At 71.5% G+C, this 15,451-nt stretch carries 14 protein-coding genes; 7 read left to right on the top strand and 7 right to left on the bottom strand.

Features of this window, described 5'->3' with window-relative positions; all coding sequences use genetic code 11:
- Window positions 1–115 precede the first annotated feature (115 nt).
- Window positions 116–1,108, top strand: coding sequence for a D-alanyl-D-alanine carboxypeptidase (locus AB0J76_RS10645; protein ID WP_352326813.1), 993 nt, complete (start codon window positions 116–118; stop codon window positions 1,106–1,108).
- Between the two features lie 27 nt (window positions 1,109–1,135).
- Here AB0J76_RS10645 and AB0J76_RS10650 read toward each other — a convergent pair whose 3' ends face one another.
- Window positions 1,136–2,146 carry a YihY/virulence factor BrkB family protein gene (locus AB0J76_RS10650; protein WP_352326814.1) on the bottom strand — a complete coding sequence of 337 codons (1,011 nt, stop codon included), beginning with the start codon at window positions 2,144–2,146 and terminating at the stop codon, window positions 1,136–1,138.
- Between the two features lie 33 nt (window positions 2,147–2,179).
- On the bottom strand, window positions 2,180–3,460 hold the full coding sequence (locus AB0J76_RS10655; RefSeq protein WP_352326815.1) for an amidohydrolase family protein: 1,281 nt from the start codon (window positions 3,458–3,460) through the stop codon (window positions 2,180–2,182).
- Between the two features lie 61 nt (window positions 3,461–3,521).
- Between AB0J76_RS10655 and AB0J76_RS10660 the strand changes: the two genes are divergently transcribed.
- Window positions 3,522–4,028, top strand: coding sequence for a MarR family transcriptional regulator (locus AB0J76_RS10660; RefSeq protein WP_352326816.1), 507 nt, complete (start codon window positions 3,522–3,524; stop codon window positions 4,026–4,028).
- Between the two features lie 75 nt (window positions 4,029–4,103).
- Here AB0J76_RS10660 and AB0J76_RS10665 read toward each other — a convergent pair whose 3' ends face one another.
- Window positions 4,104–4,964 (bottom strand): haloalkane dehalogenase, encoded by an 861-nt coding sequence (locus tag AB0J76_RS10665; RefSeq protein WP_352326817.1) that lies wholly within the window; start codon window positions 4,962–4,964, stop codon window positions 4,104–4,106.
- Between the two features lie 92 nt (window positions 4,965–5,056).
- Here AB0J76_RS10665 and AB0J76_RS10670 point away from each other — a divergent pair, with 92 nt between their 5' ends.
- The 3 genes from AB0J76_RS10670 to AB0J76_RS10680 all read left to right on the top strand — a co-directional run bounded on the left by AB0J76_RS10670 (window position 5,057) and on the right by AB0J76_RS10680 (window position 7,145).
- On the top strand, window positions 5,057–5,530 hold the full coding sequence (locus AB0J76_RS10670) for a MarR family transcriptional regulator (RefSeq protein WP_352326818.1): 474 nt from the start codon (window positions 5,057–5,059) through the stop codon (window positions 5,528–5,530).
- A gap of 134 nt (window positions 5,531–5,664) precedes the next feature.
- The gene (locus AB0J76_RS10675) at window positions 5,665–6,855 is read left to right on the top strand and encodes a helix-turn-helix transcriptional regulator (protein WP_352326819.1); all 1,191 of its coding nucleotides are present in this window, start codon (window positions 5,665–5,667) and stop codon (window positions 6,853–6,855) included.
- 95 nt (window positions 6,856–6,950) lie between these two features.
- Window positions 6,951–7,145, top strand: coding sequence for a hypothetical protein (locus tag AB0J76_RS10680; RefSeq protein ID WP_352326820.1), 195 nt, complete (start codon window positions 6,951–6,953; stop codon window positions 7,143–7,145).
- A gap of 40 nt (window positions 7,146–7,185) precedes the next feature.
- Here AB0J76_RS10680 and trpS read toward each other — a convergent pair whose 3' ends face one another.
- Both trpS and AB0J76_RS10690 read right to left on the bottom strand, forming a co-directional pair.
- Window positions 7,186–8,190, bottom strand: coding sequence for a tryptophan--tRNA ligase (gene trpS, locus AB0J76_RS10685; RefSeq protein ID WP_352326821.1), 1,005 nt, complete (start codon window positions 8,188–8,190; stop codon window positions 7,186–7,188).
- A 14-nt stretch (window positions 8,191–8,204) separates the two neighbouring features.
- Window positions 8,205–9,518 carry a hemolysin family protein gene (locus tag AB0J76_RS10690; protein WP_352326822.1) on the bottom strand — a complete coding sequence of 438 codons (1,314 nt, stop codon included), beginning with the start codon at window positions 9,516–9,518 and terminating at the stop codon, window positions 8,205–8,207.
- Window positions 9,519–9,604: 86 nt separating this feature from the next.
- Here AB0J76_RS10690 and galE point away from each other — a divergent pair, with 86 nt between their 5' ends.
- Both galE and AB0J76_RS10700 read left to right on the top strand, forming a co-directional pair.
- Window positions 9,605–10,555, top strand: a complete 951-nt coding sequence (galE, locus tag AB0J76_RS10695) for a UDP-glucose 4-epimerase GalE (RefSeq protein ID WP_352326823.1) — start codon at window positions 9,605–9,607, stop codon at window positions 10,553–10,555.
- A 219-nt stretch (window positions 10,556–10,774) separates the two neighbouring features.
- Complete coding sequence (locus AB0J76_RS10700) at window positions 10,775–12,007, top strand: MFS transporter (protein ID WP_364389285.1); 1,233 nt, start codon at window positions 10,775–10,777, stop codon at window positions 12,005–12,007.
- A gap of 36 nt (window positions 12,008–12,043) precedes the next feature.
- Here AB0J76_RS10700 and AB0J76_RS10705 read toward each other — a convergent pair whose 3' ends face one another.
- Together AB0J76_RS10705 and AB0J76_RS10710 are read right to left on the bottom strand one after the other, a co-directional pair.
- Complete coding sequence (locus tag AB0J76_RS10705; protein ID WP_352325491.1) at window positions 12,044–13,018, bottom strand: malate dehydrogenase; 975 nt, start codon at window positions 13,016–13,018, stop codon at window positions 12,044–12,046.
- A gap of 55 nt (window positions 13,019–13,073) precedes the next feature.
- A complete protein-coding gene (locus tag AB0J76_RS10710; protein WP_352325493.1) occupies window positions 13,074–15,200 on the bottom strand; it encodes a serine/threonine-protein kinase in 2,127 nt (708 codons plus the stop codon).
- Window positions 15,201–15,451 lie beyond the last annotated feature (251 nt).

Below are 15,451 nucleotides of genomic sequence, written 5' to 3' on the forward strand. Positions count from 1 at the left end.
GACGAAATTTGTGCCGGTTACGGCACTTCTCGCCGCGGTCACGCTCACGAGCGGGACCGCATCCGCCGCCCCGGCGACACCCGTCGGCGGTGACGCGCTGGGAAGCCGTGGGCTGGTGCAACCCAAGGGCGTCAAGGCGCCCCCTGAGAGCAAGGCTACTTCCTACGTCATCGCGGACGTGGAGACGGGTCAGGTGCTCGCCGCGAAGGACGCGCACGGCCGCTACCTGCCGGCGAGCACCCTCAAGACGCTCACGGCGCTGACGCTGCTGCCGAAGCTCGACAAGAACCGCAGGGTCCGGCCGAGCCAGAACGCCTGCAACCAGGAGGGCACGGCGGTCGGGCTGACGCCCAAGATGACGTACAAGGTCGACGACCTGTTCCGGGCGCTGATGATGTCCTCCGGCAACGACGCGGCCATGGCCCTGGCCGAGACGAACGGCGGCGTGGCCCAGACCATGCGCGACATGAACGCCGAGGCCAAGCGGCTGCAGGCGTACGACACGGTGGCCAAGACCCCGAGTGGCCTGGACAAACCCGGGCAGAGCAGCTCGGCGTACGACTTGGCACTCATCGCCCGCGCCGGCCTCGCAAACCCCGATTTCCGGCGATATATCAGTACAAAGGTTGCCAAGTTTCCGGCGCCCAAGGACTACTACGAGATCAGCAACCACAACAAGCTGCTCTGGCGCTACCAGGGCATGATCGGCGTCAAGAACGGCTGGACGTCCAAGGCGCAGGGCAGCTTCGTCGGCGCGGCCACCCGCGGCGGCCACACGATCCTCGTCACGATCATGCGGCATGAGGGTTACTTCTGGGACGAGGTGGCCAAGCTGCTCGACTGGGGCTTCACGGTCAGGGGGAAGGCGACCCCCGTCGGGCAGCTCGTCGAGCCGGTCCCCGACCAGGTGCGGGCCGCGCCGCAGGCGTCGGGGCCGGTGTCGCGGGTGACGCCGGCCGCCCAGCCGCCGCTGCTGGACACGGCGGCCTCCAAGCAGACCGACTCCACCCGGACGGTCGGCTCGGCCGTCATCGGCGGCGGCCTGCTGTTCGGGCTGGTCTGGCTCGGCTTCGGCATCCGCCGCAAGCGCAACAGGTCCCGCCTCTGACCCAACGGGTGGCGGGTCAGGGCCGGGTCAGGGCTCCGACGTCGGGTGCGGGGTCGTGCCCCGGCACTCGGGGCCGGCCGCCTGGCCCGGGTCGGACGCCGGCACCTCCAGCGGGTCGCCGAGCGACGGGATCGGCGACGGGGACGGCGGCGGGCACAACCCCGTGGTGGACGTCCACGCGGCGGCCAGCAGCACGAGCCTGGCCGAGAAGTTCATCCACACCAGCAGCCCCACGATGGCGGCGAACGCGCCGTAGACGGGGTTGCTGAGCGTGGTGCTGAGCAGCAGGCTCGCCACCTGCTTGAGCAGCCCGAACCCGATCGCGCCGAGCAGCGCGCCCCTGACGATGACCTTGAACGGCTCGGCCGGCTTGGCGACCCAGCCGAGCAGGATCACGAACAGCACCCAGTCGGCCACGACGCTCGCCACCACCACGAAGATCCGGAACGCCTCGGTGCTGAGCGGCGAGTCGGCGCCGAAGACGTGGTCGAGCACCTTGTCCGTGACCGTGGTCGCGGCCCCGGACACCAGCGTGGACACGACCAGCGTCGCCCCGAGCAGGATGACCGAGACCAGGTCGCGCAGTTTGCCGAGAAAGTAGTTCGGGGGCGGCACGGTGGTCATCGACATCTCGCGCAGCGCCGCGCGCAGCGCGTCCATCGCGCCGAGCCCGGCGTACAGGAGGCCGAGGAGGCCGATGATGCCCGCCGTCGTGCGGGCGCCGGCGATCTGCTCCAGGTTGAGGTCGGTCGCCATGCCGGGCAGCCGTTCGTTGATGGCGGTCTCCAGCGCCTCCCTGGTCGCGCTGCTGGCGTCGAGGGTGTAGCCGAGCACCGCGTACCCGAGCGCGAGCAGCGGGAAGAAGGACAGGAACGAGAAGTAGGTGACCGACCCGGCCAGCCGGTCGCCTCCCTGGAGCTGGTAGCGGCGCACGGCCCGGACCAGGTGGTCGATCCACAGCCTGCGCACCCGCCAGTGGTCGAGCGTCGTCCGGCCCCAGGCGCGCAGCGACGCGATCCGCTCGTTCAGACTCGCCATCACGCCCTCACCCCGCCCGCCGGAGACGAACGATCACCTGGTCACGGCGTCGGCCGATTCTGCCAGTGACGCGAGGACCGCCGCCAGATCCTGATGGAGCATCTGCCCATCCCGCTTGACGACACGCCCGCCGACCAGCACGGTTTCCACGACACTCGGGTCGGCGTTGAGCACGACGGCGCCGATCGGGTCGTGCGCCGCCGCCATGCCGAGGGTGTCGGTGCGCAGCAGTTGCAGGTCGGCCTGCTTGCCCGGCCGTAACGAGCCGACGACGTCGCCCAGCCCCACCACCTCGGCCCCCTCGACGGTGGCCATGCGCAGCACGTCGCGGGTGGTGAAGCCCATGCCGCCGCCGTCCGGCCGGCCGCGCTCCAGCAGGTACGCCGCCCGCATCAGGCTGAACATGTCACCCGGCGCGCAGCTCACCGTGTCGATGCCGAGACCGGTCGGGGCGCCCGCCGCCCTGGCCCGCCCGCTGACCGGGTAACCGAGGCCGAGCGTCATCTCGTCCACCGGCGAGACCGACACGTTGCCGCCGCTGGCCGCGACGCGCTTGAGGTCGTCGTCGGTGTAGCTGTTGGCGTGCACGTACGTGGTCCGCGGCCCGAGCAGGCCGTTCGCCTCCAGGAACGCCAGGCCGCGAGCGGCGCTGTCCGGGCCGCCGACGCCCATGTGCACGGTGACCGGCAGGTCGAGCTCGCGGGCCAGCCGCCATTCCGCCAGCGCGTGCTCCTCCGCCACGATCTCCGGCCCGAGCGCCGCGACGACCATGGTGACCAGGCCGCCGCCCGTGCCGAAGTGCTCCTCGTGCACCCGCAGCCCCTCGCGGACGAGATCGCCCGGCCGGCCCCCGTGGCACCAGCCGAGCACGGCCCTGATCCCCGACTCGCGCAGCGCCCGCACGGTGGCCTCGGTGTGGGCGGGCGAGAGCTGGATGTGGGACCAGTCGAGCAGCGTGGTGATGCCGGTGTCGAGGCACTCCAGCGCGCCGGCGAGGTTGGCCGCATGGACGTCGGCCGGGCGGTGGGCGGGGGCCAGCTCGCCGAGCACGCGGCTCAGGTAGCCGTCGAAGGCGACGTCGGGGGCGACCGCCCTGATGCCGGCCTGCCAGGTGTGCCGGTGGGTGTCGACGAACCCGGGCAGCACGATCCGCCCGGTCGCGTCGATCACCTCGGCGCCGGGGACGTCGGGCAGTCCGGGGCCCACCTCGGCGAGCACGCCGTCCTCGACGCGCACGTCCACCTGGCCGAGCACCACGGGCTCGGGCTCGGTGTCGATCACGGTGCCGTTCTTGATCAGCAGAGTCTTTGTCATGACGAAAAGCTTAATAAGAAGCTTTTAAGAAAGCAATCTGCCGATGGGTATCCTCGATGGCGTGAAACCGGATGAGATCGACGCGATGGTGCCGCGCTGGGTGGAGTCCGGGCTGTCGTCGTCGCTGATCGCCGGTCTGGAGCTGAGCAAGCGCCTGTCCCGGTTGCACCTGGTCTTCGAGCAGGCGATCAAGGCGGAGCTGGCCGAGCTGGGGCTGACCTACGCCGAGTTCGACGTGCTGGCCGCGCTCGCCCGTACGCCGGCGCCGCACCGGATGAAGCCGAGCGAGCTGTCCAAGGCGCTGCTGCTCACCTCGGGGGGCACCAGCAACGTGCTCCAGCGCCTGACGGCGGCGGGTTACGTCGAGCGGGAGGCCAACGCGGGCGACGCGCGCAGCCGGTGGGTGCAGCTCACGGCCGAGGGGCACCGGGTGGCCCTGGCGGCCCTCGACGCCTCCTCGCGGGCCCACGAGGAGGTGCTGGCCGGGGTGCCGGAGCCGGACGTCAGAGCCGCCGCCGACGCCCTGCGCGAGGTGCTCACCCTCGTCGGCCGCCGCCGCTTCCGCTAGCCAGCCGTCTTCGCCGGTCCGCCGCTTGCGCCGGCCCGCGCACAGATCCGGCCGCCGGGCCGCCGGACGCACCCGTCAGTTCGCGCGCAGGGCGTGGCGGTCGGCCCAGGAGCGGATCGCCGCGGCGATGGCCTCCGGCTGGTCCTCCGGGGCGTGGTGACCCGCCGGGCCCAGGTGCTCGATCTCCAGGGCCGAGATGGTGCGGGCGCACCAGTCGAGCACCTCGCCCTGGATCAGCAGGGTCGGCGAGGAGTCGAAGGTGAGCAGCAGCTTGGGCACGTCGGCGCTGTTCGCCAGCCACTTGTCGTAGCGCTCGACGGCCTGCGCCACGTCGGCCGGGTCGCCGTCGAGCGGGATCGAGCGCGCCCACTGCAGCAGCGGCCGGCGGCTCTCCCTGGTCGCGTACGCCTCCAGGTACGGCCGCAGCTCCTCCTCGCCCAGCGGGTTCAGCACCCCGCCCGTGTACGCCGTGCGCACCAGGAAGTCGTCGTCGAGCACCAGCCGCTCTCCCGCCTCGCTCCTGATCAGCTCGCTGCGGGCGCGCGGCCCCTCGCCCAGCTCGCTCCAGCTCATCGGCCGCACGATGGTCTCGAAGAAGGCCACCCCGCGCACCCGGCCCGGATGCCGCGCCGCCCAGTCGAAGGCCAGCGCGCCGCCCCAGTCGTGGCCGACCAGCACGACGTCCTCCAGGCCGAGCTCGTCGAACCAGGCGTCGAGGTAGCGGGCGTGGTCGGTGAAGCTGTAGTCGAGGTCGGGCCGCCCCGAGCGGCCCATGCCGATCAGGTCGGGCGCGAGCAACCGGCCGGCCCCCACCCCGGGCAGCACGTTGCGCCACAGGTGGGAGGAGTTGGGGTTGCCGTGCAGGAAGACGATCGGCACGCCCTCCCCCCGGTCCTCGTAGTACATGGTCGAGTCCAGCACCTGGGCAACAGGCATGACACGCCTCTTTCGTTCGTCGCACTAACGTTTATGACGCTAACGAAGTTACATCGTTAGTGCGACTAACGCAACGGGATAGGATCGCCGGCATGAGCCACGACATGTCCGACGCCGCCGACCGGGCCGCCCCCGACCGCCTGCGCGGCCTGCCGAGCCGGCTGCTGGCCCACGTCGCGATGCAGGCCGACCGGCTGGTCAGCGACCGGCTCGCGGGCGCCGACGCGCGCAAGTGGCACTACGCGGTGCTCGTCGCGCTGCGCGAGTCCGGCCCGGCCAGCCAGGCCGAGCTGAGCCGGCTCACCGGCATCTACCGCAGCGACATGGTGGCGCTGCTCAACGAGCTGGCCGACCGCGGCCTCGTCGAGCGCGCGCCCGACCCGGCCGACCGCCGGCGCAACGTCATCTCCATGACCGAGCGCGGCCGCGACCGGCTCACCCGGCTCGACGGGCTGGTGGACGACGTCCAGGACGAGCTGCTGGCGCCCCTGACCGGCCCCGAGCGCGACCAGCTCGTCGGGCTGCTCGGACGGCTGCGCGACCATCACTCCGGATCACCCCAATAGTGGGCAAACCCTGGTGAAAGCCAAGGCGTGGGAGCTTGCCGACATACCTCCTGACCAGGGGGAACGCATGGCAGGGCCGCTCCGCTGACCCTAGCCTGTGCTGTGTTGGGACCAAGCCAGGAGGCGTCACGCCCATGACCGAAATCAGCACCGGGCAGATGGTGCGACTCCAGCGCGAACGAAGGGGCATGAGCACGACCGCGCTGGCGACCCAGTCCGGCTGCACCACCCGGCACATCGAACTGATCGAACACGGAAAACGCACCCCCTCGCTGCCCCTTCTCCGCGAGATCGCCAAGGTGCTCGGCGTACGCACCGCCGTGCTCCTGGGCGAGACCCCCCGCGACTCCCACGAACCCAGCAGGCCGCAGATCCGCGACATCGAGCGCGCCCTGTTCGCCTGCCGCGCCGGCGAGCCCGACCTCGAACCGCCCGACGCCGAGCAGCTGACCGAACGCGTGGCGGCGGCGCGCAACGCCTGGTTCACCTCGGCCCGCCGGTACTCGATCCTGATGGCCGCGCTGCCCTCGCTGGTCTCCGACGCCGAGAGCCTGGCGGCCGAGCGCACCCCCGCGGCCTACCGGACGGCGACCGACGCGTACATGCTGGCCAGAGGGGTGCTCAAGCACCTCCAGCGGGTGGATCTCGCGCACCTGGCGGCCGACCGGGCCATGCGTTACGCCGAGGAGTCGGCCGACCCGCTCATGCTCGCCTGGGCCCACTGGAACCTCGGCCAGTCGATGCTCTCCGACGACATGCACCAGATCGCCCACGACGTGGCCCGGCGCGGCATCGAGATCCTCGAACCCCATGTGGCCGGCGGCGACGTACGGCACATCAAGGCGCTCGGCGCGCTGCACCTGCTGGCCGCCATCAGCGCGGCCAGGGGCGGCGACGACGAGCAGGCCAGGGAGACCGTGCGCGGCACCGCCGCCCGGCTCGCCGACCGCGCCGACGACCACTCCGACGCCTACGACCTGGCCTTCTTCGGCCCGACCAACGTCGCCATCCACATGGCCAGCATCGAGAACGACACCGGTCACCCCGAAGCCGTTCTGCGCCTGGCCGACGACATCGACATCCGCAGGACCCCGTCCATCGAGCGGCGCACCACGCACCTGTGCCACGTCGCCCGCGCCTGCGAAGACCTGGGCGACGACGCCGCGAGCCTGGTCTACCTGCTGCGGATCGAGCGCGAGAGCCCCGAGGAGCTCGACCACAAGCTGCTGCTGCGGGAGATGGTGCGCTCGCTGGTGCGCCGCGCGCGGCCGTCGTGGGCGCCGGAGGTGCGATTCCTCGCCGAACGCCACAACATCGACGTGTGAGGCCGCCCACCGAACTCCGAGTTCGGTCCGGCCGAACGGGGAGATCTGTCGCCGCGGTTCGTCACCGAGCGGGTCCGGGGTGGCACTGTGCGTCCATGACCACAACGCCGAGTGCCGACGTCGTCATGGAACGCCTGCTGGAAGAGGCCATGCGCGAGTTCCCCGGCTGGGCGTTCAGCCGGGGACGGTCGGGGTGGACCGCCGTGTCGGGCGGTGTGCGGCTGACCGGCCGGAGCCTGGCCGCGCTCCGCGCCCGCCTGCGCGTACGCCCGCTCGACCGGCGCCCGTGACGACCGGAAGAAGGGCGGCAGGCCGGCCGCCCTTCTCGCGTCACAGCTTGGGCAGGAAGCCCACCCGGTCGCGGACCTCGGCCATCGTCCGCCGGGCCACGGCGGCGGCGCGCTCGGCGCCGACGGCCAGCAGGCGGTCGAGCTCGGCCTCGTCGGCCAGCAGCTTCTCCGTGCGCTCGCGGATCGGCGTGAACGTCTCCACGACCGCCTCGGCGACGTCCTTCTTGAACGTGCCGTAGCCCTGGCCCGCGTAACGGGCGACCAGGTCGGGGATGGGCGTGCCGGTCAGCGCCGACTGGATGCGCAGCAGGTTGGAGATGCCCGGCTTGTTCTCCTCGTCGAACAGCACCTCCGAGCCCGTGTCGGTCACCGCGCGCATGACCTTCTTGCGCAGCGGCCCCGGCTGCTCCAGGACGTCGAGGATGCCCGCCGGGCTGGAGGAGGACTTCGACATCTTCGCCGCCGGGTCCTGGAGGTCGGTGATCTTCTCGACCTCCTTGAGGATGTACGGGTCGGGCAGTGTGAACGTGTCGCCGAAGCGGTGGTTGAAGCGCTGGCCCAGGTCGCGGGTGAGCTCCAGGTGCTGCTTCTGGTCGGCCCCCACCGGGACGGCGTTGGCCTGGTAGAGCAGGATGTCGGCGGCCTGCAGGATCGGGTAGGTGAACAGCCCGACGCTGGCCGCGCTCTCGCCGAACTTGGCCGACTTGTCCTTGAACTGCGTCATCCGGGCGGCCTCGCCCATGCCGGTGAGGCAGATCAGGATCCAGGCGAGCTCGGTGTGCTCGCGCACGTGCGACTGCACGAAGACGGTCGAGCGCTCGGCGTCGAGGCCGGCGGCGAAGAGCTGCGCGGCGGCCACCCGGCTGCGCCTGCGCAACGCGGCGGGCTCGGTCGGCACGGTGATCGCGTGCAGATCGACCACGCAGTAGAAGGCGTCGTGGGTCTCCTGCATGGTGACCCACTGACGGACCGCACCCAGGTAGTTGCCCAGGTGGAATGAGTCCGCGGTGGGCTGGATGCCGGAGAGAACACGAGGTCTGGCCATAGCAGGCAATTGTGTCAGGAATCCTGGTCGGGGGGCGACTCGGCGGCGGCCCGGCGTTTCACCCTGACCCGCGCGATCCGGCGGCCGTCCAGCTCGGTGACGGTCAGCTCGAAGCCCTGGATCTCCACCTGCTCACCGACCGCGGGCAGGTGCCCCAGCATGGCCATCACGAACCCGCCCAGCGTCTCGTACGGGCCGTCGGGCAGCCGTACGCCGGTCTCGGTGGCGAAGTCGTTGAGGTTGGTCAGGCCGTCGATCTCGATCTCGCCGGCGGGCAGGACGACGACGTCCTCCTCGACGTCGTACTCGTCCCTGATGTCGCCGATCAGCTCCTCGACCAGGTCCTCCATGGTGACGATGCCGGCGGTGCCGCCGTACTCGTCGACCACGATGGCCAGGTGCTGGCCCTCGTCGCGCATCTCGTTCAGGGTGCTCAGCAGGCGCTTGGAGGCGGGCACGAACTTGGCGGGCCGGATCGGCACGACCGCGCTGATGGGCTCCGTACGCCCGATCAGCTGGGGGTCGAGCAGGTCGCGCACGTGCACGAAACCGATGACCTCGTCGTATGAGTCGCGGTACACGGGGAAGCGGGAGTGCGGGAGCGCGGCGGCCAGGTTCGCGGCCTCGGCCAGCGGCGTCTCGGCGTCCATGAACTCGACCTCGGTGCGGGGCAGCATGACCTCGCGGAGCTGGCGCTTGCCGGCGGCGAACACCTCGGCGATGAGCTTGCGCTCGTCGGCGGTGAGCTCGGCGTGCCCGACGACCATGTCGCGCAGTTCCTCGGTGGTGACCTCCTCCCGGTCGGCCTCCGGGTTGCCGCCGAGCAGCCGGACGACCAGGTCGGTCGACTTCGACAACATCCAGATGATCGGGCGCGACAGGGCGGCGATCCGGTCGAGGAAGGGCGCGACGAACAACGACAGTCCCTCGGTGCGCTGCAGGGCCAGCCGCTTGGGGGCCAGCTCGCCGAGCACCAGCGAGACGTACGAGATGGCCAGCGTCACCAGCACGAGCCCGAGCACGGGCGCGACCGCGTGCGGCACCCCCCAGCGTTCGAGCACAGGGACGAGCTCCATCCCGAGCCGGTCGGCGCCGAAGGCGGCCGAGAGCATCGTGGCGACGGTCACCCCGATCTGCACCGCCGACAGGAACCGGTTGGGGTCGCGGGCGAGCTTGGCCACGCGCTCGCCCCTCCGGCCGCGCTCGGCCAGCTTGCGGACCTGGCTCTCCCGCAGGGAGACCATCGCGATCTCCGCGCCCGCGAAGAACCCGCCGACCAGGATGAAGAGCAGGACCAGGGCGATGTTCGCCGCGAGGGTGTCAAACATGGTGGTTGGCAGCGTACTCGGCGGGTTTCCCGCGTATGCTGAACGGCAAGCCGTACAAAATCAAACATATGTAAACAGGAGTACACATGAGGCTGTTGGTCACCGGAGGCGCCGGGTACGTCGGCAGCGTCGTCGCCGCGCAGCTCGTGGAGGCGGGGCACGAGGTGACCGTGCTCGACGACCTGTCCACGGGCCACGAGGACGCGGTGCCCGAGGGCGCCGCATTCGTGCGCGAGTCGATCACGAACGCCCACGACGCGCTCGACGGCATGGACGCCGTGTTGCACTTCGCGGCCAAGTCCCTGGTGGGCGAGTCGGTGCAGCAGCCCGGCCGCTATTGGGCGAGCAACCTGGGCGGCACGCTGGCCCTGCTCGACGCGATGCGCGACAAGGGCGTGCGCCGGATCGTCTTCTCCTCCACGGCGGCCACGTACGGCGAGCCCGAGCGCTCCCCCATCGAGGAGGACGACCCCACGCGCCCGACCAACCCCTACGGCGCCTCGAAGCTGGCCGTGGACACCGCCCTGAGCGCCTACGCGGGCGTCCGCGGGCTCGGCGCGGTGAGCCTGCGCTACTTCAACGTGGCCGGCGCCTACGGCCGCTTCCGCGAGCGCCACACGGTCGAGACCCATCTCATCCCGAACGTGCTCAAGGTGGCCACCGGCGAGCGCGACTCGGTGAGCGTCTTCGGCACCGACTACCCCACCGCCGACGGCACCTGCGTGCGCGACTACATCCACGTCGGCGACCTGGCGCGGGCGCACCTGCTGGCGCTGGAGGCGGTCGCCGAGGGCGAGCACAAGATCTACAACCTGGGCAGCGGCACCGGGTTCAGCGTGCAGGAGGTGATCTCGGTCTGCCGCGAGGTCACCGGCCACGAGATCCCGGTCGTCGTCGGCGACCGGCGGCCCGGGGACCCGGCCGTCCTGGTGGCCTCGTCCGCGCGCATCCAGCGCGACCTGGGGTGGAAGGCGGAGCGGGCGGCGCTGCGCGACATCGTCTCCGACGCGTGGACGGCACTTTCCGTGAACGCCTGATGGGGGCGCCGTTTATATGCTGTGATACCGAAATGTGAGGAGCTTTTCACCAAGGGTCACGAAGCTGCTCTTTGGTGCCCTCATCCTGCTGGGCAGCCTCGCCGCGGCGGCCGGGGTGCTCTACGCGACCTCCCAGCCCGCGCCGGCCGCCCAGCCCGTCCCCTCCTGTCCGGGGGCGGACGAGAAGGACCTTTCCCGGCACCAGTAGCCTGATCCGCCGTGTCACTCCTCCCCGAGAGCGGGCCCGTGCGCGCGCTCACGTACGCCACCCTCCTGCGTTCCCTCGGCCGCGGCCTGTTCGTCACGGTGAGCGTGCTGTTCTTCAAGCTGTCAGTTGGACTGTCGGACGGCGAGATCGGGCTGGGGATGACGATCGCCGCGGCCGTCGGGCTCGCCGCCGGGCTGCCCGCCGGGCGGCTGTCCGACGTGGTCGGCCCGCGCGGGGTGGCGATGGCCTTCGCCGCCGCGGGCGGGCTGCTCGTGCCGGTGTACGCGCTGGTGTCGGGGTTCGCCGGGTTCGTCGCGGTGGCCACCCTGGTGACGTTCGCCGAGGCCGGCGAGGGCACCGCGCGGGCGGCGCTGGTCGGGGGCGCGGTGCCGGCGTCCGACCGGGTGCGGGTGCGCGCGTACCTGCGGGCCGTGACCAACGTCGGCTGGTCGGTCGGCGGGCTCGGGGCGGGCGCGGCGCTGCACTTCGACAGCCGTCCCGTGTACCTGGGGATGATCTTCGGGTGCGCGCTCTGCTACCTCGGCAGCGCGGCGCTGACGTACCGCGTGCCGCCCGTCGCGCCGGTCCGGCGCAAGGCGGGCGAGCCGGTCTGGATCGTGCTGCGCGACCGGCCGTACGCGGTGCTGGCACTGCTCAACGCGGTGCTGTTCATGCAGAACGGACTGCTCACCATCGCGATCCCGCTCTGGGTGGCCGGCCGGACCGCGGCGCCCACGTGGACGGTGGCCGCCGTCGCCATGATCAACACGGTCACCGTCACGATCCTTCAGGTGCGGCTCAGCCGCGGCACCGACGACGCGGCCGGCGCGGCCCGCGCCCAGCGCCGCTCGGGCGTGTTCCTGCTGCTGGCCTGCGTGCTGCTGGCCCTGGCCGCCGGGCAGCCGGCCTGGGTGGCGGTCGTCGCCCTGTTCGGCGGCGCGCTGCTGCACGTCTTCGGGGAGCTGCTGCAGGCCGCCGGCTCCTGGGGGTTGTCGTACGAGCTGGCCCCCCCGCACGCCATCGGCCAGTACCAGGGCCTGTACGGGATGGGCCAGCAGGTGTCCAACATCGTCGTGCCCGCCGTCATGACCACGGTCATCGTGGGCTGGGGGCTGCCGGGCTGGCTGCTGTTCGGCGGGGTCTTCCTGGCGGCCGGGCTCGCCGTGCCGCCGGTGACCCGCTGGGCCGAGCGCACCCGCGGGGCCGCGCTGCCCCGCACGACGGCGGACGCGCGCCCCCGCTGAGCCGGGGACGCGCGTCCGGAGGTGTCGCGCCCGGGTTCAGATGAGGCCGAGCTCGCGGACGGCGTCGCGCTCCTCGGTCAGCTCGCGCACGCTGGCGTCGATGCGCTCGCGGGAGAAGGAGTCGATCTCCAGGCCCTGGATGATCTCGTACCGGCCGCCGACCGAACGCACCGGGAAGGACGAGATGAGCCCCTCGGGCACGCCGTACGAGCCGTCGGAGACGACGGCGGCCGAGGTCCACTCGGTGCCGTTGACCCAGTCGTGGACGTGGTCGATCGCGGCGTTGGCGGCCGAGGCGGCCGAGGAGGCGCCACGGGCCTCGATGATGGCGGCGCCGCGCTTGGCGACCGTCGGGATGAACGTCTCGCGCAGCCACTCGCCCTCGACCTGCTCGGCCGCGATCTTGCCGCCGACCTCGGCGTGGAACAGGTCGGGGTACTGGGTGGCGGAGTGGTTGCCCCAGATGGTCATCTTCTTGATCTCGGTGACCGGGACCTGGAGCTTGGCGGCGAGCTGGGACAGCGCGCGGTTGTGGTCGAGGCGGGTCATCGCGGTGAAGCGCTCGGCCGGGACGTCGGGCGCGTGCTGCTGGGCGATGAGCGCGTTGGTGTTGGCCGGGTTGCCCACGACCAGGACGCGGATGTCGTCGGCGGCGTGCTCGTTGATCGCCTTGCCCTGGGGGCCGAAGATGCCGCCGTTGGCGCCGAGCAGGTCGCCGCGCTCCATGCCGGCCTTGCGCGGCATGGCGCCGACCAGCAGGGCGACGTTGGCGCCGGCGAAGGCCACGTTGGCGTCGTCGGTGATCTCGATGCCGGACAGCAGCGGGAACGCGCAGTCGTCGAGCTCCATGGCGGTGCCCTCGGCCGCCTTCACCGCCTGGGGGATCTCCAGCAGGCTCAGCTTGACCGGGACGTCAGCGCCGAGCAGCTGCCCCGACGCGATGCGGAACAGCAGTGCGTAGCCGATCTGACCGGCGGCCCCGGTGACGGTTACCTTGACGGGCGTGGCCATGGCCTTCCCCTAACTCACTGGATGAATTCGTTGGACTTTCGGATGTTACCGCTCGTCATCCGCAGGGCTCCATCGCGGGCACCTTCAGCTCGGGCTGGAAGTCGACCTTCTCGAAGTGGCTGTCCAGGAGCTTCTTGATGGTGCCCTTGCGGTAGAGGTCGGCGATGACCCCCTTGACGGCGGCGCAGGTCTTGGTGTCGCCCCCGCGGATGCCGACCGCGTACCGCTCGTTGTCCAGCTTGGCGCCGATGATCTTGTAGCGCATGTTCTCCCGGCTGGCGAACCCGGCCAGGATCAGGTCCTCGCCGGGCACCGCGTCGACCTTGCCGTTCCTGAGCAGGTCCATGCAGGCCGCGTAGTTGCCGGCGGTCACGGGCTCGACCTTCACCCTGTCCTGCACCTCGCCGACCGTCGGGGTGTCGAGCGCGCAGATCTTCTTGCCCTTGAGGTCGTCGAGCGAGTCGATGCCGGTGCCGGCGCGTACCAGCACGTCGCGGTGGGCCACGTAGTACGGCCCGGCGAACCTGGTCTCGCTCTTGTCCACCGAGTACGTGGCGACGACCAGGTCGACCCTGCCGTCGGCCAGCGCGGCCGCCCGGTCGTTCCGGCCGACCCGGGCGAACCTGGTCTCCTCCGCCCCGAGCGCCGCGGCCACCAGCTTGGCCACCTCGACGTCGAACCCGGTGAAGTCGTCGCCGTTCTGCAGGCCGACGCCCGGCAGGTCGCCCTTGACGCCGACGACGATCTTTCCGGTCTGGGCGACCTTGTCCACCACCGAGGCGAACGTGGGGGGCCGCGAGTTCTTCTTCCCCGTCGGCGCGGGGGTCACGACCTCGCCCTTGAACGCCAGCGGCGACCAGCCGTTCGCCATCGCCGCGACGGCCACGACCGCCAGCATGACGAGCGCGGCGGCCAGCGCCAGCCACACCTTGAGCCGCCGCCGGCCGCCGGACGGCACGGGCTCGCCGAGGGGCCTGACCGCCGGGCCCCGGCCTTGGTCCTGACCCTGATCCTGGCCCTGGCCCCGGTTCTGGCCGGACTGCACGGTCTCCGCACGCCCGGAGACACCGGTCCCGGTGCCGGTCGTGTGCGGGGTGCCGGTCGGATGCGCGGTGCCGGACCCGGTCGTGTGCGGCGTCCCGGTGCCGGTCGAATGCGCTGATCCGGTGCCGGTCGGGTGCGCGGATCCGGTGCCGGTCGTGGCCGGGTGGGCGGGGGTCGTGCCGGACGGGGGGCGGGTGGGGTGGCCGGTGGCCTGCGTGGCGGGACGTTCGGTGATGGACGTGGCCGACACCCGCGTGAACGGCGTCGTGTCGTCGCCGGCCACCTGCACGCCCCTGGTGAGCACCGCCGTCGAGGCCCCGGCCGCCGTGCCGGTCTGCCCGAGCAGGCGCAGCAGGAGCTGGTCGGCCGAGGGACGCTCGTCGGGCGACTTGGCCAGCGCCGAACGCACCACGCCCCGCAGCGGCTCGTGCATCACGTCGACGTCGACCTCGTGGTTCAGGATGCGGTTGAGCACGACGGCGATCGACTTGCCCTCGAAGGCCGCCTTCCCGGTGGCGGCGAAGGCCATGGTCGCGCCCCAGGCGAAGACGTCCGTGAAGGGCCCGATGTCGTCGCCGGCGATCTGCTCGGGCGCCATGTAGGCGGGCGTGCCGATCGCGCGGCTGGTGATCGTGCCGGTCGAGTCGATGATGCGGGCGATGCCGAAGTCGACCACGCGCGGCCCGTCGGCGGCGATGAGCACGTTGTCGGGCTTGAAGTCCCGGTGGACGATCGAGGCGTGGTGGATGGCGGTGAGCGCGGTGGCCGTGCCGATGGCCAGCCGGTCGAGCACCGTGCCGCTGAGCGGGCCGTCGGTCTCGACGATGTCGCGCAGCGCCCGCCCGTCGATGTACTCGCTGGCGATGTACGGCGTGTCGCCGTCGAGGTCGGCCTCCATCACCCGCGCGGTGCAGAAGGAGGCCACCCGCTGGGCCGCCTTGAGCTCCCTGGCGAAGCGCGACCTGGCGATCGTGTCACCGCTGAACTTCACGTGCAGCAGCTTGATCGCGGCCCGCTCGCCCTGCTCGTTGACGCCCAGGTAGACGATCCCCTGGCCGCCCTCGCCGATCCGTCCGGACAGCCGGAACGATCCCAGCAGCGCTGGATCGCCGGCCACCAGCGGCGCGATCTGCGGCATTCGTCTTTCCCCACGTTCACTGAACCCCAACCACGCAAACTTTACGACGCTCAGCAACTTCCCAGGGATCCGTTAACCGTTCGTGACTCACCGGTTTTTGCACAAAGCCCGTACACAGCGTCCATTCGGACCCTGTAACAGCGGTCTTGACTGGTTGGTCGCCGTCCACGGACCGGATCTTCGACGACCTCCTCGCACGCCGCGGACATCAGGCTGCAATCAGGAAATCCCGCTTCCAACCTGGCGTCCCA

Origin of the sequence: Nonomuraea sp. NPDC049624 (assembly GCF_040675255.1) — a bacterium.
Lineage (GTDB): Bacteria > Actinomycetota > Actinomycetes > Streptosporangiales > Streptosporangiaceae > Nonomuraea.

Bases quoted from the DNA above. Each gene is read 5' to 3' on its own strand.
- AB0J76_RS10710 (WP_352325493.1), bottom strand. From the start codon at position 15,200: ATGCCGCAGATCGCGCCGCTGGTGGCCGGCGATCCAGCGCTGCTGGGA.
- galE (WP_352326823.1), top strand. From the start codon at position 9,605: ATGAGGCTGTTGGTCACCGGAGGCGCCGGGTACGTCGGCAGCGTCGTC.
- AB0J76_RS10680 (WP_352326820.1), top strand. From the start codon at position 6,951: ATGACCACAACGCCGAGTGCCGACGTCGTCATGGAACGCCTGCTGGAA.
- AB0J76_RS10670 (WP_352326818.1), top strand. From the start codon at position 5,057: ATGAGCCACGACATGTCCGACGCCGCCGACCGGGCCGCCCCCGACCGC.
- trpS (WP_352326821.1), bottom strand. From the start codon at position 8,190: ATGGCCAGACCTCGTGTTCTCTCCGGCATCCAGCCCACCGCGGACTCA.
- AB0J76_RS10690 (WP_352326822.1), bottom strand. From the start codon at position 9,518: ATGTTTGACACCCTCGCGGCGAACATCGCCCTGGTCCTGCTCTTCATC.
- AB0J76_RS10675 (WP_352326819.1), top strand. From the start codon at position 5,665: ATGACCGAAATCAGCACCGGGCAGATGGTGCGACTCCAGCGCGAACGA.
- AB0J76_RS10665 (WP_352326817.1), bottom strand. From the start codon at position 4,964: ATGCCTGTTGCCCAGGTGCTGGACTCGACCATGTACTACGAGGACCGG.
- AB0J76_RS10655 (WP_352326815.1), bottom strand. From the start codon at position 3,460: ATGACAAAGACTCTGCTGATCAAGAACGGCACCGTGATCGACACCGAG.
- AB0J76_RS10650 (WP_352326814.1), bottom strand. From the start codon at position 2,146: ATGGCGAGTCTGAACGAGCGGATCGCGTCGCTGCGCGCCTGGGGCCGG.
- AB0J76_RS10705 (WP_352325491.1), bottom strand. From the start codon at position 13,018: ATGGCCACGCCCGTCAAGGTAACCGTCACCGGGGCCGCCGGTCAGATC.